Annotated in this window: 19 protein-coding genes and 4 pseudogenes; 11 read left to right on the top strand and 12 right to left on the bottom strand. The window is 70.5% G+C overall.

The features are described from left to right. Together VE614_RS26960 and VE614_RS26955 are read right to left on the bottom strand one after the other, a co-directional pair. The coding region (locus VE614_RS26960) for an LON peptidase substrate-binding domain-containing protein (protein WP_324942496.1) at positions 1-174 on the bottom strand (174 nt) is incomplete at its 3' end. Positions 175-232: 58 nt separating this feature from the next. After that, complete coding sequence (locus VE614_RS26955) at positions 233-1,084, bottom strand: protein phosphatase 2C domain-containing protein (protein ID WP_324942493.1); 852 nt, start codon at positions 1,082-1,084, stop codon at positions 233-235. Positions 1,085-1,440: 356 nt separating this feature from the next. Here VE614_RS26955 and VE614_RS26950 point away from each other — a divergent pair, with 356 nt between their 5' ends. From VE614_RS26950 to VE614_RS26930, 5 genes are read left to right on the top strand one after another with little or no spacing between them, the layout of a single operon-like run. After that, positions 1,441-4,380 carry a nitrate- and nitrite sensing domain-containing protein gene (locus tag VE614_RS26950; RefSeq protein ID WP_324942490.1) on the top strand — a complete coding sequence of 980 codons (2,940 nt, stop codon included), beginning with the start codon at positions 1,441-1,443 and terminating at the stop codon, positions 4,378-4,380. After that, positions 4,377-4,880, top strand: a complete 504-nt coding sequence (locus VE614_RS26945; RefSeq protein ID WP_324942487.1) for a roadblock/LC7 domain-containing protein — start codon at positions 4,377-4,379, stop codon at positions 4,878-4,880. Before VE614_RS26950 ends, VE614_RS26945 begins: the two co-directional genes overlap by 4 nt. Next, positions 4,877-5,299: a DUF742 domain-containing protein gene (locus VE614_RS26940; protein ID WP_324942484.1), complete on the top strand. Its 423-nt coding sequence runs from the start codon at positions 4,877-4,879 to the stop codon at positions 5,297-5,299. The genes VE614_RS26945 and VE614_RS26940 overlap by 4 nt, the downstream gene beginning before the upstream one ends. Then, positions 5,280-5,927, top strand: coding sequence for an ATP/GTP-binding protein (locus VE614_RS26935; RefSeq protein WP_324942481.1), 648 nt, complete (start codon positions 5,280-5,282; stop codon positions 5,925-5,927). Before VE614_RS26940 ends, VE614_RS26935 begins: the two co-directional genes overlap by 20 nt. A 24-nt stretch (positions 5,928-5,951) precedes the next feature. Further along, the gene (locus VE614_RS26930) at positions 5,952-7,205 is read left to right on the top strand and encodes a styrene monooxygenase/indole monooxygenase family protein (RefSeq protein ID WP_324942478.1); all 1,254 of its coding nucleotides are present in this window, start codon (positions 5,952-5,954) and stop codon (positions 7,203-7,205) included. Between the two features lie 1,585 nt (positions 7,206-8,790). Here the strand turns inward: VE614_RS26930 and VE614_RS26925 are convergent. Further along, positions 8,791-8,903, bottom strand: a pseudogene (locus VE614_RS26925) (IS5/IS1182 family transposase); the annotation flags it as partial. Between the two features lie 241 nt (positions 8,904-9,144). Between VE614_RS26925 and VE614_RS26920 the strand changes: the two are divergent. After that, positions 9,145-9,567, top strand: coding sequence for a hypothetical protein (locus VE614_RS26920; protein ID WP_324942475.1), 423 nt, complete (start codon positions 9,145-9,147; stop codon positions 9,565-9,567). 251 nt (positions 9,568-9,818) lie between these two features. Here the strand turns inward: VE614_RS26920 and VE614_RS26915 are convergent, their stop codons facing one another. Both VE614_RS26915 and VE614_RS26910 read right to left on the bottom strand, forming a co-directional pair. Then, positions 9,819-10,484: a YdcF family protein gene (locus tag VE614_RS26915; protein ID WP_324942473.1), complete on the bottom strand. Its 666-nt coding sequence runs from the start codon at positions 10,482-10,484 to the stop codon at positions 9,819-9,821. Next, positions 10,484-11,153, bottom strand: a pseudogene (locus VE614_RS26910) (GntR family transcriptional regulator). The gene VE614_RS26915 and the pseudogene VE614_RS26910 overlap by 1 nt, the downstream one beginning before the upstream one ends. 236 nt (positions 11,154-11,389) lie before the next feature. Between VE614_RS26910 and VE614_RS26905 the strand changes: the two are divergent. From VE614_RS26905 to VE614_RS26890, 4 genes and pseudogenes are all read left to right on the top strand, one after another. Then, complete coding sequence (locus tag VE614_RS26905; protein ID WP_324942470.1) at positions 11,390-11,560, top strand: hypothetical protein; 171 nt, start codon at positions 11,390-11,392, stop codon at positions 11,558-11,560. 75 nt (positions 11,561-11,635) lie between these two features. Next, entirely contained in the window at positions 11,636-12,328 is a 693-nt protein-coding gene (locus VE614_RS26900) for a DUF2637 domain-containing protein (RefSeq protein WP_324942467.1), read from the top strand. Between the two features lie 5 nt (positions 12,329-12,333). Further along, a pseudogene (locus VE614_RS26895) lies at positions 12,334-12,515 on the top strand (hypothetical protein). After that, positions 12,515-12,829 (top strand): annotated as a pseudogene (locus VE614_RS26890) (SAM-dependent methyltransferase); the annotation flags it as partial. The pseudogenes VE614_RS26895 and VE614_RS26890, both read left to right, overlap by 1 nt. 279 nt (positions 12,830-13,108) lie before the next feature. On the opposite strand, the gene VE614_RS26880 reads toward VE614_RS26890, so the two are convergent. The 4 genes from VE614_RS26880 to VE614_RS26865 all read right to left on the bottom strand — a co-directional run bounded on the left by VE614_RS26880 (position 13,109) and on the right by VE614_RS26865 (position 16,289). After that, positions 13,109-14,212 carry an NlpC/P60 family protein gene (locus VE614_RS26880; protein ID WP_324942465.1) on the bottom strand — a complete coding sequence of 368 codons (1,104 nt, stop codon included), beginning with the start codon at positions 14,210-14,212 and terminating at the stop codon, positions 13,109-13,111. Between the two features lie 103 nt (positions 14,213-14,315). Then, positions 14,316-14,630 (bottom strand): hypothetical protein, encoded by a 315-nt coding sequence (locus VE614_RS26875; RefSeq protein ID WP_324942462.1) that lies wholly within the window; start codon positions 14,628-14,630, stop codon positions 14,316-14,318. A 10-nt stretch (positions 14,631-14,640) separates the two neighbouring features. Further along, positions 14,641-15,297, bottom strand: coding sequence for a helix-turn-helix domain-containing protein (locus VE614_RS26870; RefSeq protein WP_324942459.1), 657 nt, complete (start codon positions 15,295-15,297; stop codon positions 14,641-14,643). Positions 15,298-15,350: 53 nt separating this feature from the next. Continuing rightward, positions 15,351-16,289 carry a diiron oxygenase gene (locus VE614_RS26865; RefSeq protein WP_324942456.1) on the bottom strand — a complete coding sequence of 313 codons (939 nt, stop codon included), beginning with the start codon at positions 16,287-16,289 and terminating at the stop codon, positions 15,351-15,353. A 138-nt stretch (positions 16,290-16,427) separates the two neighbouring features. On the opposite strand from VE614_RS26865, the gene VE614_RS26860 reads away from it, so the two are divergent. Then, the gene (locus tag VE614_RS26860; protein WP_324942453.1) at positions 16,428-17,537 is read left to right on the top strand and encodes a ferritin-like domain-containing protein; all 1,110 of its coding nucleotides are present in this window, start codon (positions 16,428-16,430) and stop codon (positions 17,535-17,537) included. Positions 17,538-17,539: 2 nt separating this feature from the next. Here VE614_RS26860 and VE614_RS26855 read toward each other — a convergent pair whose 3' ends face one another. From VE614_RS26855 to VE614_RS26845, 3 genes are read right to left on the bottom strand one after another with little or no spacing between them, the layout of a single operon-like run. Beyond that, entirely contained in the window at positions 17,540-19,003 is a 1,464-nt protein-coding gene (locus VE614_RS26855) for a penicillin-binding transpeptidase domain-containing protein (RefSeq protein ID WP_324942450.1), read from the bottom strand. After that, a complete protein-coding gene (locus tag VE614_RS26850) occupies positions 19,000-20,364 on the bottom strand; it encodes an FtsW/RodA/SpoVE family cell cycle protein (protein WP_324942447.1) in 1,365 nt (454 codons plus the stop codon). The genes VE614_RS26855 and VE614_RS26850 overlap by 4 nt, the downstream gene beginning before the upstream one ends. A 43-nt stretch (positions 20,365-20,407) precedes the next feature. Next, a complete protein-coding gene (locus VE614_RS26845; protein WP_324942444.1) occupies positions 20,408-20,815 on the bottom strand; it encodes an SH3 domain-containing protein in 408 nt (135 codons plus the stop codon). Positions 20,816-20,950 lie beyond the last annotated feature (135 nt).

The following is a 20,950-nucleotide window of genomic DNA, read 5'->3' as shown; positions in this document are numbered from 1 at the left end:
GGCCGCCTGAGCGGCTTCCACCGCGGCCCGCACATCGGCGTCGCTCAGGTCCAGCGGAACCACCATCCCGGGCAGCACGACCTCGTCGTCGAGCGGCAGCACAGGCAGGGTGAGCGGTGTGAACGCCGTGGACTCAGCAGCATGATCTCCCCTTCGGCAGTCAAGTTGAGTTATGCCGACTCAATGCATGGCGGGGCGTGATTGTTCCCAGGGCGTCGTTCGCTGTGAGCGATCACTGACGGCGGGGGGTGTTGTCGCTGGTGAGAGGCGCCGGCAGGCCGTCTCGGCCGACCGCAGGCAGGTCCACGAACACGACCGTCGCGTCGTCGTGCGTCTTGCTGCGGCCCAGGTGCGCGCGCGTCTCCCGGTCGGCCTCCTCCAGGGCGCGGACGCGGTCGATCACGGACCGGGGGCCGTAGGTGCGGACGGCGGTGTGCAGAGCGGTCCAGTCACCCTCCCGGAACGTCTCCGTCCAGCGGGCGGCGCCGTCGGTGAGTGCGGCCAGGGAGGCGACCCGCGCGCGCGGGACGGCGCCGGTCACCGCGCGGGCGGCCACCGCCGGGTCCGCGGCGGCGGTGAAGAACCCGCCCTCCTTGTTGCGCAGGGTCGCGTCGACGAGGGCGTCGGAGGCGAGGGCCGTACGGGGGAGGCGGGCGAGACGGTCGTCGAGGACGGGGGTGACCGTGCCGTCGGAGGACTCCAGCAGGAGGGCGGAGTCGGACAGCACCAGATAGTCGACCGTCTCCTCGGTCCACCGGGCCAGGGCGACGGTTGCCTGCGGGGTGCGGGGGTGAGAAAGGTCACAGGTTGTGGCGTGAGCCTCGGAGGTACGTGTGATCGCGCGGGCCAGTGCGCCGGACAGCGGAACATCCGGGAGTGAAACGGTCAGTTCGGTCAGCGCCCCGCCCAGACGCGCGGTGTACCAGGGGACGGAATGCGAACAGCCGGTGTCGCCTCGCGGCGGAGTCACTCCGTCCAGGACGACCAGGCAGCCGCCCTGTCCGGAAGCGGGAAGTCCGACACTGGCGAAGTCCTCGTTGGGGTACGCGGGATCACCGGGCACCGAGACAAGTTCCGTACGCATCCGGTCAGTCTGCACGAGCCCTTCACACGGTGCGCCAAAGGCCGGCGCCGATCGCCGAATCGCCGAGCCGTCGCAGGTCAGCGGCCGGTTTTGGGAGGGAATGGCGCACTCCGGCAAGGCGTGGCGGCGAATCCTGCCAAAGCCTGCCGCAGACGTCCAACCGGCCCGCCCCGCAAGGCGGTCGCACACGCCAGAGGAACTTGCCCGCCAACTCCGGTCCGATGTTCACTCCTTCGGGTGGCGGGTCAGGCGATGTACGCCCCCTGCCCACCGGCACTGGGAGGGTCGGGAACTGTACCGGGAGTACGCGCCAGTTGACGGAGCGTCACCCGGGTCAACGGGTACACGAGTCAGGAATGCGAGCACCGGTGCAGAAGAAGCGGCCTCGGCGCACAGGCAGGCAGACGGCCCCCGAGGGGGCAGCGGAGCACACCCCCGTCGGAAAGGGCCGCCCCACCCACGTACGCAATCGGCTCATCATGGCCGTCGCCGTGGTGGCCGCCGCGATCGCCGGCGCGGGAGCCCCGTCCGTGCTCGCCGCGACCGCGCAGGCGAGCGACACACAGGATCTGGTGACGCTCGCCGAGCGGACCCAGGACGCCCTCGCCCTCGCCCACGCGCTCGCCGACGAGCGCGACGAGGTGACCTCGTACGTCGCGGCCGGCCGCCCCCGGAGCAAGGCGCCCTCCGAGCAGCGCGGCGCGCGGGTCGACCGGCAGGTCGAGGAGATGCGCGGCGACACCGACACCCCGGGCGCGCTGCTGGAGGACCTCGACGCCATCGCGGCCGTCCGCAGAGCGGCGCTCACCGGCAAGAGCACCGCTCTCGAAGCACACCAGGCGTACTCCGACGCCATCGCGGAACTCCACCGGCTCGCCGAGGACCTGGCCGAGCAGCTGCCGCCCCGCGCGGGCTCCGGCGCGTACGCCCTCGCGGAACTCGACTCCGCCGTCCAGCAGGCCGCCGCCACCCGCGGACTCCTGCTCGCCGCGCTCAACGTGCCGCGCGGCACCGAGACGGTGATCGACCCCGTCACCGGCCTGCCCACCACGGTCACCACCTCCTCCGAGGCCGACAGCAAGCAGCGCGCCGCGCTCTCCGCCGCCGCCCAGCAGGCCCGGCTGCGCTCCGACGCGGCCCTGGAGGACTTCCGCGACACCGCGACCAAGGCCGCCCGCGCCTCCTACGACTCCACGGTCACCGGCCCCGAGGTCAACTCCGCCGAGGACTACCTGGCGAGCCTCACCGACCAGCCGACCCTCTCCGACGGCGAACTCGGCACCGACGCCGGAAAGCTGAACGCCGCGCTCTCCGCCCGCGTCGACGCCATGCGCGGCGTCGAGTCCGCGCTGTACGACCGCCGCACCAAGGACCTGGAGCGGCTGCGCGACGACGATGTCACCGAGCTGGAGATCCGCATCGCGATCCTCGGCGCGCTGCTGCTGCTCGCCGTCGGCGTCGCCACCGCCATGGCGCGTTCCCTCACCCGTCCGCTCGCCGTGCTGCGCATCGGGTCCGCCCGGCTCGCCGAAGCCGCCGACCCGGCCGCCGAGGAACCGGTCAGGTTCACCGGCCGCAACGACGAGTTCGCCCGGGTCGTGCGCTCCGTCAACGCGCTGCACGCGCAGGCCGTCACCCTGCACGAGCGGGTCGCCACCCTGGAGGCCGACCGCAAGCACCTGGTCGGGCAGCGGCAGAAGATGGCCGACGCCCGTGAGGAGATGCGCGCGGAACTGGAGCAGGCAGCCGCCCAGCTGGAGCGCGTCCGCACCAGCATCGGCGGCACGTTCGTCAACCTGGCGCTGCGCACGCTCGGACTGGTCGAACGCCAGCTCGCCGTCATCGAGCAGCTGGAGGAGCGCGAGCAGGACCCCGACCGGCTCGCCACCCTGTTCAAGCTCGACCACTTCGCCACCGTGATGCGCCGGCACAGCGAGAACCTGCTCGTCCTCGCCGGCACCGAGCACGTCCAGCAGAATCCCGGCCCGGTCCCGCTGGTCGACGTCGTCCGCGCAGCGGTCAGCGAGATCGAGCGGTACGAGCGGGTCCGGATCTCCGCGCTGCCACCGCACGCGCACATCGCCGGGTTCGCCGCCGACGACCTCTCCCACCTGCTGGCCGAGCTGATGGAGAACGCCACCTCGTTCTCCCCGCCCGACGTGCCCGTCGAGGTCTCCGGCTGGCTGCTGGAGAACGGCGAGGTCATGCTCTCCGTCCAGGACGGCGGTATCGGCATGACCGAGGAGCGGATGACCCGGCTCAACGCCCGGCTCGCCGACTTCGACCCCGAGGCCGCGTACGACCAGGAGGGCGAGGACGGGCTCGGACTCGGGCTGTACGTCGTCGCCCGGCTCGCCCACCGGCTCGGCGTCCGCGTCCAGCTGCGCGAGCAGAAGCAGGGCGGTGTCGCGGCGGTCGTCGTGCTGCCGCAGCCGCTGCTCGCCGACGCCGCGCCGGCCGCCGTGCCCAGCGCCGCCCCGTCCCCGGACGGCACCCACACCTTCTCCCTGCCCGGCGCCGACGCCGAGGCCAACTCCAACGTGCTGCACGGCCGCGCGAAGAACGGCGACCCGCTGGTGGCGCTCGCGGAGAAGGCCGTAGCGGAGAAGGCCGTAGCGGAGAAGGGCGGACGGAAGCGGGACGCCGCCGCGGGCGCCGAGGCGGCCGAGGACGACTCCGAGCCCGGGACCGAGTCCCAGGCGGTCGTACGTCCGCAGGAGCCGGCCGAGCCGGCCGAGCCCCAGGTCCCGGAGTCCCCCTCCGAGACCACCATGGAGCTGCTGATCCCGGAGCCCGCGCGCGCGGAACGCACCGAGGCGGCCGAACACGCCGAGCACCCCGAACCCGCGGAACCGGCCCCGGCGGCCGGCCGGCCCACCCCGCCGGAGCCCGCGTCCGCGCATCCCGCGTCCGCGGAACCCGCCCCCGCACTGCCGGAGCCGACGGCCCCCGCCGACCCGTACGCCATCGGCCCCGACACCCACGACCGCGCCCCCGACGAGGGCGAGGAACCGCTCACCGACAAGGGGTTGCCCAAGCGCACACCGAAGATCACCGCGCCCGCGACGGCGCCACGGCCGCGTGCCGGCGGTGTCGACGCGGAGGCGCTGCGCCGCCGGCTGGGGGGCTTCCGCCGGGGGGCGGAGGCCGGTCGCCGCGATGTCGAGGCGGAGATCGCCGAGCAGACGGCCGAGACACCGGCACCCGGAACACCCGCACCACACCACCGCACGACCGCAGGACACGCACACGCCGAAGAAGCCACGGGGGGCACCGTCGAGGAGGCAAGCAGTTGACCGCGCCCAGTACCTTCGGACTGAGCAGTGAGGCCCGCAATCTGCACTGGCTGCTGACCAACCTCGTCGAGGAGGTGCCCGGCATCCTCTCGGTGGCCGTGGTCTCCTCGGACGGTCTGCTGCTGCTCTCCTCCGACCCGGGCAGGAACGAGGCGGCCCGCCGGACCCCGGCCGACCGCCCCACAGGCCCGCGCGGCTCCGCCGCCGACCTGGCCACCATCGTCTCCGGCATCGGCAGCCTCACCATCGGCGCCGCCCGGCTGCTGGAGTTCGGCGGGGTGAAGCACACCATGATCGCGATGGACGAGGGCAGCCTGTTCGTCATGTCGATCAGCGACGGCTCGCTGCTCGGCGTGCACGGTTCCGCGGACTGCGACATGAGCGTGGTGGCGTACCACATGGCGCTCTTCGTCGGCCGCGCCGGCCATGTGCTGACGCCCGAACTGCGCAGCGAGCTACGGAAATCCCTGGAGTCCGAGTCGACGGGGAGTGCCCGATGAGTGCCACGCCGAAGTCCCAGCTCCCGGTCCGCGGCGGCGACCGCAAGCCTGCCCGCGTCCGCCCCTACTCGCTCACCGGCGGCCGTACCCGCTTCGGGCACGTCCTGCTGGTCGAGACGTTCGTGGCCAGCACGGCCGCGCTGGACGCCGCCGAGGAGCGGAGGGAACTGACGAATGGCTCCCTCACCACGCGGGTGATGCCGGAGATGCTGGCCATCGTCGAACTGTGCCGCCGGATGCGCACGGTGGCCGAGATCGCCGCGCTGCTGAAGATGCCGCTCGGCGTGGTCCGCGTGCTTCTGAGCGATCTCGCGGACCAGGGAAAGATCCGGGTGTACGGAACCGGTACCGGGCACGGCACGGGCCGCCCGAACCGCGCGCTGCTGGAAAGGGTGCTGAGTGGACTCCGTCGTCTCTGATGCCGCTCGTGGCGTCTCCCCGCTCGTCGAGCCGGCCGAGCCCGACGAGGATCTGAAGTCCTGGCAGACGGACCGCACCCGGGCGCCCATCGCCACGAAGATCGTGGTGGCGGGCGGCTTCGGCGTCGGCAAGACCACGCTGGTCACCGCCGTCTCGGAGATCACCCCGCTGCAGACCGAGGCCCTGATGACCGAGGCCAGCGAGGAGACCGACGACCTCACCGCCACGCCCGGCAAGCTGACCACCACCGTGGCCATGGACTTCGGCCGCCTCACGCTCGACGACGACCTGGTGCTGTACCTGTTCGGCACGCCGGGCCAGCAGCGGTTCTGGTTCATGTGGGACGACCTGGTGCGCGGCGCGATCGGCGCGGTCGTGCTGGCCGACACCCGCCGCCTGAAGGACTGCTTCCCGGCGCTCGACTACTTCGAGAGCTGCGGACTGCCGTACGTCGTCGCGGTCAACCACTTCGACGGCAGCGAGCTGTTCGATCCGGAGGACGTCCGCGAAGCCCTCACGATTCCGCCGCACATACCTGTCATGATCATGGATGCGCGGCGCCGGATCTCGGTGATCGAGACCCTCCTGGCCCTCGTCGGCCACGCGCTCGACGAAACCCCCGAGTAGTCCCGACTAGGAGACAGCAACCGCATGCGGAAGATACTCGTCGTCGGAGCCGGCCAGTCCGGCCTCCAGCTCGCCCTCGGCCTCCAGTCGCACGGCTACGAGGTCACCCTGATGTCCAACCGGACCGCGGACGAGATCCGCTCCGGCCGGGTCATGTCGACGCAGTGCATGTTCCACACGGCACTCCAGCACGAGCGCGACCTCCAGCTGAACTTCTGGGAGTCCCAGGCCCCGAAGATCGAAGGACTCGGCGTCTCGGTGGCCGCCCCCGGCTCGCACGACCCGGGGCCGACGCAGCGCGCGATCGACTGGGTGGGCAGGCTGGACGGGTTCGCGCAGTCGGTCGACCAGCGGGTGAAGATGGCCGGCTGGATGGAGACCTTCGCGCAGCGCGGCGGCCAGCTCGTCATCCACGGCGCGGCCGTCGGCGACCTCGACTACTTCTCCCGCGCGTACGACCTGGTGCTGGTCGCGGCCGGCAAGGGCGAGCTGGTGCAGATGTTCGCCCGCGACCCCGAGCGCTCCCCGTACACCGAGCCGCAGCGCGCTCTCGCGGTGGCGTACGTCCACGGCATGGGCCCGCGCCCGGAGCACCCCGAGTTCGACGCGGTCCGCTGCAACCTGGTGCCCGGCGTCGGCGAGCTGTTCGTCATGCCGACGCTCACCACCTCCGGCCGCGCCGACATCCTGTTCTGGGAGGGCATACCCGGCGGCCCGCTGGACGCGTTCAAGAGCGTCAAGGACCCGGCGGAACACCTCTCCCTGACCCTGGAACTCATGGAGAGGTTCACGCCCTGGGAGTACGCGCGGGCCACCAAGGTGGAACTGACCGACGCCGGCGGCACCCTCGCCGGCCGCTACGCCCCCACGGTCCGCAACCCCATCGGCCGGCTGCCCTCCGGCGGCCTGGTCCTCGGCGTCGCCGACGTGGTCGTCGCCAACGACCCGATCACCGGACAGGGCTCCAACTCGGCGTCCAAGTGCGCGGCCGCCTACCTCGCCGCCATCCTCGAACACGGTGACAAGCCATTCGACGAGGAGTGGATGCGGGCCACGTTCGACCGCTACTGGGCCACGGCCCGGCACGTCACCAAGTGGACCAACACGATGCTGGCCCCGCCGCCGGAGCACGTCCTGAACCTCATCGGCGCCGCGGGCCAGCTCCAGCCGGTGGCTGATCGTTTCGCCAACGGCTTCAACGACCCGGCGGACTTCGAGAACTTCTTCTACGAGCCGGAGAAGACGGCCGCTTATCTGGCCTCGGTCAGCGGAGCCTGACGAGCCTCTGACCTGGACTCCGGCTGTTGTCGTCTGTCATTGTCGGTCGGCGTCGGTCACCCTCGGACGGCCCACAGACGGCCCCCGAATGTACCGGGGCCGTCTCTAGTTGGGAAGATCACGCATGCGGATGAGGTCTGAGCTGGAGATGCCCTGACCTGGTCCTTTCCGGCGCTCTCTCCGTTGTTCCCCGCCATGCTCCGCCTTTCGGGGCGCGGGGAGGGCACGTCTAGAGCAACCTGCCTGCCAGGAAGGGGATGCAGAGGATGATCAGACTTACGATCTCTCTGGCGAGCTGTAGCAACTCCGTCGCCCGTGCAGTCCGCGATGAGCGAGGTTTTGTAGCCTCGATCATCTGCGAGCAGAGATGACGGTGACCGCCATCGGCATTGCATAGCAATGCCGAAACGGGTAGCGTGAGCGCATCTCGGGATGCGTTAGGGTGGCCTGGCTCTCCAGACACCGGTACCTCCTCAGTGAGTTGATTCGAGACCTCTTGAGGGTCATCCCGAGACGCCGCAGCCGTGCGACGCGTTCCGGCAAGTTCGACGCGCACGGCTCTTGGGCGTACCCAAAGATGACTGACCGGCAGACTACAGCACGCGGTGTTGCCCCTGCCCCAGTCTTCGGTACCTCAACAGGCGCGGCTCCTGGGGGTGTTCGGATACTTGAGCCGCTGTGACGTGAAGAGTCCGTAGCAGCGGCCATCGGAGCGCCCTACTCAATCTTCGCTCTGACCACCTAGTTTCAGCTGCCTGGCCTGCATGCGCCGGCCCAGCGTTGATTAGGCGTTGGGTGGGCATCTGTCTGCACGCGTCTGCAGGTGTACTCACTGGTCGCGGCTCGTCTCCACAACAACTTGGCTGAACGTTGGGTCGATGCAGATCGTGCACAAGCGCCCTTTCCGCTGACGCCCGAATCCCTTAGCCCACTACCTCCCCAGCTCCCATCCCGTCCGCCGTCGACCCACACACTGTGGAGCGGGCGTGGTTCCTGGCGTCCAGGTGGAGCGCGCCACTGTACGAACGACCTGGACGCCAGGGGCCGCGTCTGCTCGGCTCTGCCTGGGTCGACGGTGGACGGGATGGGAGCTCCCCGCGCCCGCCACTACGGACCTGCGGTCGGGGACGGCGCCCCCTCCATCCCGGTGCCGGCCGATCCCCCGCCGGAGGCATTGCCTTGACCGCGGCCCGCTCTCTGCGGTGATCGACCGATGGCCTCCGGCCCTATCCACGTGTGGGCGCGCGTCGGCGCAGCGCGGGTGGAGCGGGCCGGAGGCAGGAGCGGCGCCCGCGGCCGAGTCGGGAGCGCGCCCGGCGGAGCGGAGCGCAGCCGGGGCTTGATGAGGTAGAGAAACCTGTAACAACTCCGGCCTCGCCGGTCGAAGATCATTCGCCTACCGTGGTCAGCTTGCGGTCGTCGTGCGTCCGGATATGCGGCGCCTCGTCGCGTAGGGCGCCCATGATGAGGATCGCGTAGACCTTGCTCAAAGCCGCAACCGCCTGGTCCGTGCAACTTCATGCAACCGCGGTCGACTCGTCCGAGAGTTGTTCGTGACCGCCTTCGGGGCGACACCTGAAGACCCGTCAGACAGCGGTTTACGCCCCCGGGATACCGAAAGCACGTCTCGCGCTGCGGCAGCAGCGGCTCAAGGTGGTCCCATAGCTCGTCCGGCACGATCCACGGCGACGTGACCACCCTGGACCGAACGCCCCGGGCGCGGCCATCAGGGGGCGATTCACCTCATTGTGTTAGATAATCGTTGTTGACGTGCTGGAGGACGGCGATGGTCTTGCCGCAGTGCAGCCCGACACCATAAGCACTAGACTTAAAAAGGGACCGCTCATGACATTGGCCAAGATTTCCGAAGCTACATTTCGGGCGACGCCGCCTGTTGTAGCTCACACTACCGTAGAGCTACGAGATTTGGGGAGATGAGATGAGCACCGAGTCAATCTACTACACCCTCACCGATGCGTCGGAAACGGGCGGAATGCCAGGGGTTATCAGCCCGGATGCCTTCAACTTTGAGCCGGACCCGAACGACGGAAATTGGCAAAAGACGGGCTGCGTAACGATCATTTTCGGCCGCGGTAGTCCATTTCTTCCGATTAGGCTAATCAAGGTGGGGGTAATTGTCGGCGCCCCAATTCAATTGCGGGACGGTCGTACGATTAGCCGAAGGGAGGCGCAACTCGACTCAGCAAATGCCGCACAATCCGCAAGCCAGGTGATAAAGGAAAGGCTCGATAGCGGCACTATGATCGAGACAGAGGTGCAGCCTGCGTTCGTCGGCTTCATGTATGGGGCAATTGAGGCGACCGGCCTCGGGTACCGAGTGAATGGCTGCAAGCCCCGTTGACAGCACCGCTGCTCCGAAGGCGCCGGCCGAGGCTGACCTCCACGTCCACGCGGACCCTGATCCCAGTCCCTTCGTAGGCCTCACGGCGAACCCCATCCTCATGGTTTTCGTCCGCTCAAGCGCCCCGCCCGGAGGTTCCACGGCCGTTGGCGGAATGGCGAATCACCAGCACTCGCCGGTCTTCATGCACGACGATTCCCGCCAGGAATAAACAGTGAAGGGGTATCGTCTGGCTTGAGACCTGGCTCGCTTCAGGCGGAGGGCCGATCGGGAGCGAGGAGTCGGCTGGTGAAGCCCTCGCGGCACAGCCGCTCGTAGGCCTCCAACACGTCGTCCGGCACAGGCTGACTGATCATGAAACCCTGCTGCGGGTAGATCAGCAGCCGCTGAAGTGCGCCGACAAGCATGCCAATGACCAGGCGGGGGTCCTGGATGGAGTCCACGTATTCATCGAGCATCATTGGAGTAGAGGCGCTGACGATCTCGACCCCGGGCCACTGCTTACGGGCGGTGGCGTAAGCGCGCCGCTCCTCATAGGGCTTGCTGATCAACAGCACGGAGGATACGTCGACGCCGGCCTCCTCGATCACGGCCTTAGAGAAGCGGATGTTCTCGCCCGTGTTGCGGGCACGTGGCTCAACCAGGATCGCTAAGTCAGGGACGCCCAGTTCGAGGGCGTGCTCGCGGTAGTGGACGGCCTCGCCCTTCGGCATACGTTCCCGCGTCGTGGGACTGGTGGCTCCGGTGAACACGAGCAGTGGAGCCATGCCGCGCTGGTACAGGTCTACCGCCGTATCGGCCACACCGAGGTCGTGGCTACCCAAGCCAATCGCAACTGAGCAGGGCCGTAGGCGGTGGTCCATCTGGTGGTAGTCCCACAGGCGCCGCGTGTCGGCCCATGCCTGCGTCGAGATCATCACTGCCCCTTCTTGTCCTTCGCCGAGTCCGGAACCTTGAACTCGTACTCCCATGCGAAGCGGGAAGCCGCGTGTACACCGATGGCGAACTCGACCACTGTGCCAGAGGCCGTGTAGGTCGTCCGATGCAACTCGACGACCGGCTCGCCGGCGACGGGAGCTGAAGGAGCTTCACTTCGTCGGCCGTGGCGGCCCTGGCGAAAAGCTCTTCCTTCATGTGGTCGATCTCGTAACCCGCGTCGTACAGCACCCGGAAGCCACCGCCGCGGCCGGCCGGTCCCGGGGTCGGATCCACCAATCGCGTTCCCTCGACGTGCTCGGCCGGTAATAGCTGGTCAGGGTGTGGGTCGGCTGGTTGCCTTCCTTCACCAGCCGTGCCCTCGCGTAGACGTCCGCCCCTTCAGGCAGACCATGGGCAGCTGCGACTACCGGCGGGGCTTTCACGAGGCTCACCGTCTGCGTCTGCTCGTTCCGCCGGTAGCTACGTCCGGAGGCCGCACGGTCCGCGATGAACGCCACCTCGTCGCCGTCACGCCATTTGGCCTTGTCGTACCTGACGATCCCCAGCCGCTTGAGCGGGGCTTGGTGCCTCACGACGGTGCCGTGCCCACGAGACGAAGTCACCAGCCCCTCAGCCTCTAGTGCCTTGCGAAGATCCGCACCCCGCACACCTCCCGCGACGAAGTAGTCACCATCTGCCGGGAGTTCGCGCACCTGGTCCCGGACCTTCCCGCGCTGGAGCCCTTCCTGCCGCACGTGCTTACCGAGGTGCCGGCGCCTGGCCCGTCGCTGGTCAAGCCCCGCCCGGTCACCGACTAGCACTCCCGCTTCACCGGTCGGCGTGACCGCCTTCGCGCCAGGTCCCTACCCCCGCCATGCCGAAAACCGGAAGGAGGGCAAGACCAATGGCCAAGCCCAACTCCACCGCACGCCAGTCCGGCGCCGAGGACTGTCCGGTCTGCAAGGGCACGGGTGAGGTCTCTCGCACCGTCCACGTCGGCCGCAAGCGCCGTGCCGTCGGCGAACAGTCCGGCCTCTGCCCGAACTGCTTCGGCACCGGCCAGACCCCCGACTGACCACCGCCCCGGACCGGGCGGCGTTCCGGCCTCGCCCGGCTCCCGGCCTGACTCCTTCGAAAGGAGGTGTCCCCCATGATCCGTTCGATCCGTCTCGACGCCGTACTCGTTCAAGCCGTCATCGCCGGTGCGCTGTCCTTCGCCCACCTGCACGACCTGGCCGAGGCCGCCGGACAGTCCGGCTGGAAGGCCTGGGCCTATCCGGTCTCCGTCGATCTGCTGCTCGTGGCTGCCTGGCGCCGGTTACGCACGGCCCGCCGTGACCGATCGGCCTGGACCTGGTTCGTCATCCCCCTGTTCGCCTCCCTCGGCGCGAACATCGCGACCGCCGGGCTCCTCGACCTCGGCCACGTACCCGGCTGGCTGCGCATCCTCGTCGCCGGCTGGCCAGCCCTGGCCTTCCTCGGCGGAACCCTCCTGGTGCACACCCCGGCCGATCAGGCCACGCCAGCACAGGCTGTGGACGAGGAACCGGCCGCGCCGGAAGCCGAGATGCACCGCACCGACGCACCCTCGCCAAACTTCCGCCGCTCCGGGCGCCTGGACCACTTCGAGATCCAACGGACCCGAAAGGGAGACCTCATCATGCCCCAGCGCGCCCAGATCACGCCCGTCTGCCGCGACTGCGACGGCTTCGCCACCGCCGCCATCACCACCGGCACCCGCCAGTCCGACGGCTCCCGCGCCACCCTCCGCGTGACCTGCCGGGCCTGCAAGGGCACCGGCCACACCACCTCCGCTCCCGCCATCATCCGGGCCGCGAGGTGACGGCCGTGGCCGATCTCGCCCCGACGCCGAGCGTCCCGGCCTGCACATCAACGCCGGACTCGGACGGGCCTCGGCCGTCTGCCACTGCGGCGCGAGCGCCACCGCCACCGATGACGCCCAGGTTCGCGCCCTGGTCACCGGCTGGGAGGCCAACCACGGCTCCGCACACGACAGGGAGGGCAAGTGATGACCACCGCGCTTCCTAACGGGCTCCGGGTGCTGGATCTGTTCTGCTGCCAGGGCGACGCGAGCATGGGCTACCACCTGGCCGGCTTCGACGTCACCGGCATCGACATCAGCCCGCAGCCCCGCTACCCGTTCCCCTTCGTCCAGGGTGACGCCCTCGACTTCGTCCGGGAGCACGGCGGGGAGTTCGACTTCATCCACGCCTCGCCGCCCTGCCAGCGCTACACCCTCGCCCAGCGCATCCAGGGCCGCGATCACCCCGACCTGATCGCTCCCACCCGTGCCGCCCTTCAGGCCACCGGCCGTCCCTGGGTTCCGCGCTCCCGGACGGCGGCGAGAGCATCAAGGCGGTCAGCGAGTACCGCGGGTACAGCAACGCTGCCCTGACTCTGCGGATCTACGCGCACCTCATGCCGAGTAGCCAGGAGCGAACCCGGACGGCAATCGCCACCGTCTACGCCAAGGCCCAAAGTTCGGCCTGACGGCCCACAGACGGCCCACGGCCCCGTGAAGGCTGACCAGTTCGGTGGAAACCGCTGGTAGAGGCCTTGCGGGGCCGTCGGCTTGCTTCTCCGAGCCGGCGAAGACCGAGGGTTATCTGATGGAGGTCTCGGGCGCGGCGGGAGCGTAGCCCTCCCGCGGCCCTTCCGGGCGCTCGTCCGGGCGCACCGCTCCGAGGATCGGGTTGTTCGCCAGCGGGGAGAGCTTGATCCTCTCGCCGGTGCGGGGGGCGTGGACGACCTGGCCGTCGCCGGCGTACATCGCGACGTGCGTGGCCTCCGGGAAGTAGATCACCAGGTCGCCGGGGCGCAGGTCCTTCAAGGGGATGCGGGGGAGCCGGGTCCACTGTTCCTGGCTGGTGCGGGGGATGGGGGTGCCCGCGTGGCCCCAGGCCTCGGAGGTCAGACCGGAGCAGTCGTAGGTCTGCGGGCCCTCCGCACCCCACTCGTACGGCTTGCCCAGCTGCCGCATGGCGTAGCGCAGGGCCCGCTCGCCCTCGTCGGACGGCTTGGCGTCGTCGGCGGCGAGCGCGCCGGAGGCCACCAGGTCCCGCTGCGCCTTCTCGATCCCCTTGTTCTCGAACTCGGCGAGCGCGGTCAGCTGCTCGGCGGTGAGGGAGGCCAGCAGTTCCTCGATGTCGCCGAGCCGCTCCCGCACGCCGTCCCGCTCCGCGCGCTGCCGCTCGGCGAGGGCGAGCTGGGAGTCGAGCGCCTTGCGCGCCCGGCGGGCCAGTTCGTCCGCCTTGCGTGCGGTGCCGGTGAGGCGGCCCACCGTCTCGGCGCGCTCCCGCGCCACCTGGCCGATCACATGGCCCTCGTCGAGGGCGCGCTGCGGATCGCGGGCCAGGAGCAGGCGTACGTACGGCGTGAGCGCGGTGCTGGTGCTCTGGTACTGCTGCCGGGCGAGGCGGCCGGCCGCGCCCCGGCTGTCGTGCAGGGAGAGCCGGGCGCGGGCCAGCGCGCGGTCGAGCCGGGCGACCTCGGCGCGCCGCTCCTTCAGCTCCTCCTCGGTGGCGTTGTACGTCTCCGTCGCCCGCTCGGCCTCCCGGTACAGTCGCTGAAGATCCGTCAGCAACCGGGAGAGCGTGCGGTCGCGGGACGGCTCGGGCTCGGGCACGGCGGCCGCCGGGCCGGGCGTGAGGGTGGCGCAGAGCGTCACGGCCGCCGTACAGGCCAGTCGCAGAAGCCTTCCTGACACGTCATCACCTCCGGTGCGGGGCGGAGTCTCCGCGCCGCACCGCGAGCATCCGGCGCCTTCGCGCGGGCCGCTCGCCGGGCGTGCTCGGGATGGCGTAACCGCGTCACCCTTCGGCGTCGTCCCGGTTGCCGCCCGGCGTGGCGCCGGGACCGGCGGGCCGCGACGGCTTCGACCACGGCCACTTCGGCCCGCCGCCGCCCCGCTCGCCCCCGGGGTCGTGGACGTACTTCCAGCGCTGGGTCAGCCGGCCCTGGCCGCGCGACACCCGGCGGTAGACCAGCACGGTCGGCGGGCCGCCCGCCGGGTCCGGGACGGGGATGCGGTACGTCTTGGGCGGGTGCCCGGTGATCCCCAGCAGCACGGGCAGCGTACGGCCGTCCATCGGCCCGCCCTCGAAGGGGGTGTCTTCGCTCTTCACGCCACCAGTGTCAGTCATCCGCCGGGGCGAGGGCCGCCACCACGGCCGCGACCTGGGCGTCCCGCGCGGCGGTCACCGACAGAACCGCCAGGAACTGGTCCACCAGCCAGTCCCGCAGCTCGTCGGCGGGCGGCTGCTTCTCCTCGTCCAGCCACATCAGGGAGGCCGCCTCCACCGCGGTGATCCACATCCGCACGGTCATCCGCAGCCGGGGACCGGGCCGGTCCACGCCCAGATGCCGGTAGATGTGCTCGGCCGCCGCCCGCCGCACGCCGTCCACTATCGCCGTCGTACGGGAGGTCTCCACCACGCTGCCGCCCTGGAGCAGCGCGCTGAAGCCCGCGTCGTGCTCGTCGACGAAGGTGAGGTAGCGGTCCAGGGCCCGGGCCAGGCGGGGCAGCAGCGGGCCCTCGCGCGGCTCGTCGAAGCAGCCCCGCAGCGCCTCGGCGGCCGACCGCAGGGCGGCCTCGTACAGCTGCTGCTTGCCGCCGGGGAAGTAGCGGTACACCAGCGGCCGGGAGACTCCGGCGGCCTCCGCCACGTCGTCCAGCGAGACGTCCTCGGGGGCCCGGTGCGCGAACAGGGAGAGCGCGGCGTCGAGCAGCTGGCTGCGCCGTTCCTCGACACTGAGCCGGCGGTAGGCGCGGGCGGGGGCCTGGGGGGTCATGACCGGCAGCGTAACCGGCGGCCCCCGCCGCACGCCGGGGGAGCGTGGGGTGTTCAGGCCAGCAGCCCCGAGGACTTCCACAGCCGGCGGCCGACGCCTCGCAGGACGCCGATGTCGTCGAGGAAGTCGGTCAGCCGCTTGGCGCCGGTCTGCATGATCTCCTTGCGGTGGCCGCTGGCCTTGACCTGGGCCATGGCCTCGCGCTTGTCCAGGCCCACGTTGGCGTACACCTCGGGGTTCACGAAGGCGACCGAGAAGACGCGGGCGAACTCGCCGGAGGTGACGCGGGTGAACTCCTGGGACCACTTCGGCGCCGTCACCATCTGGCGCCGCAGCTCCTCACGGGCGTACCGCACATGGCGGGCCTCCTCCACGACGTGGATGCGCGTCACGCCGCGGATCAGCGGCTGCACCCGCTCGTCGGGGAAGGTCAGCCGCTGCATCCAGTCGAGCACCTCCTCACCGAGCAGGGTCGCGGTGAAGGAGCCCGGCGTGGTGGAGATGGTCTTGAACAGCCGGCCGAGGTGCTGGTGGGTGCGGCTGACGGGGTACCAGGGGGTCTCCCCCCGGGCTATCAGCCGGGCGAACATCTTCGAGTGCCGGCACTCGTCCTCGATCTCGGTGAGCGCGTAGCGCACGTGGGCGCTCGTCGCCGCCTTGTCGTAGATGTGCCGGACGAGCAGCTGCATGAGGATGATCTCGAACCAGATGCCCAGCGAGGCGAGCGCCGCCGACTCGTGCCGGGACAGCAGGATCCGCTGCTCCTCGCTCATCCGCTTCCACATCGGGGTGTCGTACAGCGACACCAGCTCCGGCGGCCAGAACCACTTCCCCTCCTCGAAGGGAGCGTCCCAGTCGAGTTCCTTGTCCGGGTCGAAGGAGTGCTTGGCGGAAGAGTCGAGCAGCCGCTCGGCCACCTGCTCCCGGTCCTTGAGCAGGCCGAGCGCGTCTCGCAGCCCCTCGACCGCGTCGGCTTCCGTCAGGGTCGTCATGGCAGTCCCATCTCGTCGTACGGAGCGCTGTTCGGTTACCCGTGGGTCACTGCTTATGAGACTGCCTGTCAGCAAGCTCGTCAATAGTTCGTGCGCGACTTGTTGACCGCGCGTCTACTACGCGGGAGTCTGCGGGACATGCCGACCTTCGACGTGTACACCACCACACCGGACGATCCCGGCTGGGCGGTCCCCGCGACCGGCGCGGCGCGCTTCAACTGGGAGTACGACGACGGACGGGACCGCCTGCTCGCCCTCTACCAGAAGGGCAAGGACAAGCAGTGGGACGGCGCCAAACGCATCGACTGGGAGCTGGAGGTCGACCCGTACGACCCCCTCGGCACCCCCGACGAGGCCATGGCCCTGTACGGCACCAGGCACTGGGCGAAACTCACCGGCAAGGACCGCGCCGACCTGCGCCGGCACTATGCCTCCTGGCAGTTCAGCCAGTTCCTGCACGGCGAGCAGGGCGCCATGATCTGCGCCGCGCGGATCGTGGAGTCCGTGCCCGACCTCGACGCCAAGTTCTACTCCGCCACCCAGACCATGGACGAGGCCCGGCACGCCGAGATCTACGGCCGCTTCCTGCACGAGAAGATAGGGCTCCTCTACCCGATCAACGACAACCTCCAGTCCCTCCTCGGCGACACCCTGCGCGACAGCCGCTGGGACATGCCCTACCTCGGGATGCAGGTGCTGATCGAAGGTCTCGCCCTGGCCGCCTTCGGCATGATCCGGGACACCACGACCAAGGAACTCCCGAAGCAGATCCTCGCCTACGTCATGCAGGACGAGGCCCGGCACGTGGCCTTCGGCCGCATGGCCCTGCGCGACTACTACCGGCAGCTCACCGACGCCGAGCTGCGCGAACGCGAGGAGTTCGTCATCGAGGGCTGCTACCTCATGCGTGATCGCCTGCGCGGGGTCGAGGTCCTGGAGAACTTCGGCATCCCGAAGGCCGAGGCGGAGGAGTACAGCGAGCAGTCCGAGTTCCTCGCCCTCTTCCGCAAACTCCTCTTCAGCCGCATCGTCCCCTGCGTCAAGGACATCGGCCTGTGGGGCGAACGTCTCCAGCGGGCCTACGTCGACCTCGGCGTCCTGGAACTCGGCGACTCCAGCCTCGACCGGCTCATGTCCCAGGACGAGGAGATCGCCGAGCGACTGGACGCCCAGCGGTTCGCGGCGGAGGAGCGGGAGCGGGTGGCGGAGGTGCGGCAGACGATCGAGGAGGGCGGCGCCCGGGACTGACCTCAGCCGGCCGTCCTGAGCACCGCCTCCATCACCGCCTTGGCGATCGGTGCCGCCACCCCGCCCCCGGTGATGTCCCCCCGGTCGGCCGCCGCGTCCTCCACCACCACCGCCACCGCCACCTTCGGCTCCAGGTCCCGCCCGTCCTGCGCCCAGGAGACGAACCACGCGTACGGGGTACCGGAGTTGCCGATGCCGTGCTGGGCGGTGCCGGTCTTGCCGCCGACCGTGGCCCCGGGGATCGCCGCGTTGGTGCCGGTGCCGTCCTCGACCACGTTCCGCATCAGCGCGCGCAGGCGCACGGCGGTCGACGGATGCATCGCCTGGCGCACCGGGCGCGGACCTGCGGCGGCCACGGTCGAGCCGCGCGCCGTCGTCGTCCGCTCCACCAGATACGGCTCGCGCACCTGGCCCCCGTTCGCCACCGCCGCCGCCACCATCGCCATCTGCAGCGGGGTCGCGCGGGTGTTGTACTGGCCGATGGAGGAGAGCGCCAGCTGCGCCCTGTCGACCGTGGTGTCGAAGGTGCTCGGCGCGACCGCGTACGGAATGCGCAGATCGGTCGCGTTGAAGCCGAACGCCTCGGCCGTGGCCGCCATGTCCGCCACCCCGACGTCCACGCCGAGCTTGGCGAACACCGTGTTGCAGGACCACTCGAAGGCCACCCGCAGCGGCGCGTCCTCGCAGACCTCGCTCTCGTTGGTCAGGCTCGTCGTGGTGCCGGGCAGGGTGTACGGGGCGGGGGAGTCGGTCGGCTCGTCGACGTCCGTGATCACGCCCGCGTCGAGCGCCGCCGCCGCCGTCACCACCTTGAAGGTGGAGCCCGGCGGATAGGTGTGCCGGGCCGCCCGGTTGAGCATCGGCTTGTTCGGGTCCTCGTTCAGCTGCGCCCAGGACCGGGCCACCGTCGCGCCGTTGCCCGACAGCGACTCCGGGTCGTACGACGGGGTGGAGACCAGGGCCAGCACGCGCCCGGTCGACGGCTCCAGCGCCGCCACCGCGCCCTTGCGCGCCCCGAGCCCGGCGTACGCCGCCCGCTGGGCCGCCGCGTTGAGGGTGGTCGCCACGTCACCCCCCGCACTCCGGGCCCGGGTCAGCTCCCCCACCAGCGGGAACGGCGACAGCATCGGATCGGTGCCGGAGAGGATCCCGTCCTCGGTGTCCTCCAGGAACGAGGAGCCGTACACCTGGGAGGCGAAGCCGGTGACCGGGGCGTACAGCGGCCCGTCCGTGTACGTCCGCTCGTACCGGAGCCGCCCGGCCGTGTCCTTGGAACCGGTGACCGGCCGGCCGCCGACCAGGATGTCACCGCGCGGCTGGCCGTACCGGGCGATGGCCTGGCGGCGGTTGGCGGGATTGTCGTCGTAGGCGGGGGCCTGGAAGACCTGGATGCGGGTGGCGTTCACCAGCAGTGCCACCAGGAGCAGCGCGCAGAAGGCGGCGGCGTGCCGGATGTGGCGGGTCACGGGGCCACCTGCCCGTCGTACTGCTTGCGGGCCGCGTGGCTGACCCGGATCAGCAGGGCCACGATCGCCCAGTTGGTCACGACCGACGAGCCGCCCTGGGCGAGGAACGGCATCGCCATGCCGGTCAGCGGGATCAGCCCGGTCACCCCGCCCGCGATCACGAACACCTGGAGCGCCACGATCGAGGCGAGACCGACCGCGAGCAACCGCCCGAACGGGTCGCGCAGGGCCAGGCCCGCGCGGTAGCCGCGCTCCACCAGCAGGCCGTACAGCAGGAAGATGGCGGACAGCCCGGCCAGGCCCAGTTCCTCGCCGGCCGTGGCCAGGATGAAGTCCGACTTGGCGGCGAAGCCGATGAGGACGGAGTGGCCGAGACCCAGGCCGGTGCCGAGGATGCCGCCCTCGGCGAAGGCGAACAGCGACTGCGCGAGCTGGTTGGGTCCCTCACCGGCGTCGATCGTGGCGAACGGGTGCAGCCAGTCCTCGATCCGGCCGTGGACGTGCGGTTCCAGCCGGGCCACGGCGACCGCGCCGAGCACCGCCAGGAGCAGGCCGACGGCGATCCAGCCGGTGCGGCCGGTGGCGACGTAGAGCATGACGACGAACAGGCCGAAGAACAGCAGCGAGGTGCCCAGGTCGCGCTCCAGGACCAGCACGCCCACACTGGCCAGCCAGATCGCGACGATCGGGCCGAGCACCCGGCCGGTGGGCAGCTGGAGCCACCAGATCCGGCGGCCGGTGTACGCCAGGGCGCTGCGGTTGGCGGACAGGTACGCGGCGAAGAACACCGCCAGCAGCACCTTCGCGAACTCGCCCGGCTGGATGGAGAACCCGGCGACCCGGATCCAGATCCGCGCGCCGTTCACCGCCGGGAAGAAGATCGGCAGGGTGAGCAGGGCCAGCGCGGCGGCCACGCAGACGTACGCGTACCGCTGGAGGAAGCGGTGGTCGCGCAGGAAGAACACGACCCCGATGAACAGGGCCGCGCCGAGTGTGGACCAGATGAGCTGAGCGGGGGCCGCGCGGTCACCGGGCGTCTCCAGGTCCAGCCGGTAGATCAGCACCAGGCCGAGGCCGTTGAGCAGGACGCCGATGGGCAGCAGCAGGGGGTCCGCGTAGGGGGCGCGCAGACGTACCGACAGATGCGCGAGGAGCGCCAGCACGCCGAGCCCGGCGCCGTAACCGGCGGCGCCGGGCGGGAGGGTCCCGTGCTGGGCGAGGCCGACAGCGCAGTAGCCGTACACCGAGAGCAGCACGGCCACGACGATGAGGGAGAGTTCGATGCCACGGCGCCGGGGAAGACGTGCCGCCGGAGCGGGCGCGTCCACGGCCACGGCGGTTCCGATGCCGGCCTTCGTCATGTCCGGAACCTACCCAAACAGGGCGACTTGCTTGGTGTGTCCGTCAGCACCAGCGTGGCGCGGCGCCGAGGTTGTCGATGTAGCGGGCCGCGCCCCAGGCCCAGGTGCCGTCCGTGAGGAGGTACCACAGCGGATTGCCCCCGACGTAGTCGCCCGGTGTCTTGCAGAAGATCGACACGACGTCGCCCCGGTGGACGGCGCGGATCACCTGGCTGCCGCGCGTCGGGGCGCTGCGCAGCAACAGCCTGTCGGCGGTGACGACGCCCCGGTACAGGCGCGGATCGTGATGCCCGTCGTGGTGGCCGCCGCTCCAGCTGTCGGACGCGCCGCGGCTCTGGTCCCCGGCACCCCAGTCGTCACTCGCGGCGGCGGGCGTGACGGCGACGGCGGTGGCGAGGACACCGGCGGCGGTGGCTATGGCGAGACGGGCGAGGGAGGAACGCAGGGACATGAGGGGTACCTCCGTAGGGGGGCGAAGTTGACTAATCGCCACATTAGGAGCGCACGCCGCGGGGCGCCTGTCACAGTGCGCCATCAGGGAGAGGGGGTGGGGTCGGGGGCGGGTGAGGGTGTGTCAGGGCCGGCG

Source organism: Streptomyces sp. (assembly GCF_035645055.1).
Classification (GTDB): Bacteria; Actinomycetota; Actinomycetes; order Streptomycetales; family Streptomycetaceae; genus Streptomyces.
Note: the sequence above shows the minus strand (reverse complement) of the source record. Positions and strands in the feature narration are given on the sequence as shown.

What these genes read in the sequence shown, in the direction of transcription:
- VE614_RS26870 (WP_324942459.1), bottom strand. Translation starts at nt 15,297, where the DNA reads ATGACCCCCCAGGCCCCCGCCCGCGCCTACCGCCGGCTCAGTGTCGAG.
- VE614_RS26850 (WP_324942447.1), bottom strand. Translation starts at nt 20,364, where the DNA reads ATGACGAAGGCCGGCATCGGAACCGCCGTGGCCGTGGACGCGCCCGCT.
- VE614_RS26955 (WP_324942493.1), bottom strand. Translation starts at nt 1,084, where the DNA reads ATGCGTACGGAACTTGTCTCGGTGCCCGGTGATCCCGCGTACCCCAAC.
- VE614_RS26940 (WP_324942484.1), top strand. Translation starts at nt 4,877, where the DNA reads ATGAGTGCCACGCCGAAGTCCCAGCTCCCGGTCCGCGGCGGCGACCGC.
- VE614_RS26845 (WP_324942444.1), bottom strand. Translation starts at nt 20,815, where the DNA reads ATGTCCCTGCGTTCCTCCCTCGCCCGTCTCGCCATAGCCACCGCCGCC.
- VE614_RS26860 (WP_324942453.1), top strand. Translation starts at nt 16,428, where the DNA reads ATGCCGACCTTCGACGTGTACACCACCACACCGGACGATCCCGGCTGG.
- VE614_RS26865 (WP_324942456.1), bottom strand. Translation starts at nt 16,289, where the DNA reads ATGACGACCCTGACGGAAGCCGACGCGGTCGAGGGGCTGCGAGACGCG.
- VE614_RS26950 (WP_324942490.1), top strand. Translation starts at nt 1,441, where the DNA reads ATGCGAGCACCGGTGCAGAAGAAGCGGCCTCGGCGCACAGGCAGGCAG.
- VE614_RS26905 (WP_324942470.1), top strand. Translation starts at nt 11,390, where the DNA reads ATGGCCAAGCCCAACTCCACCGCACGCCAGTCCGGCGCCGAGGACTGT.
- VE614_RS26930 (WP_324942478.1), top strand. Translation starts at nt 5,952, where the DNA reads ATGCGGAAGATACTCGTCGTCGGAGCCGGCCAGTCCGGCCTCCAGCTC.
- VE614_RS26920 (WP_324942475.1), top strand. Translation starts at nt 9,145, where the DNA reads ATGAGCACCGAGTCAATCTACTACACCCTCACCGATGCGTCGGAAACG.
- VE614_RS26915 (WP_324942473.1), bottom strand. Translation starts at nt 10,484, where the DNA reads ATGATCTCGACGCAGGCATGGGCCGACACGCGGCGCCTGTGGGACTAC.
- VE614_RS26900 (WP_324942467.1), top strand. Translation starts at nt 11,636, where the DNA reads ATGATCCGTTCGATCCGTCTCGACGCCGTACTCGTTCAAGCCGTCATC.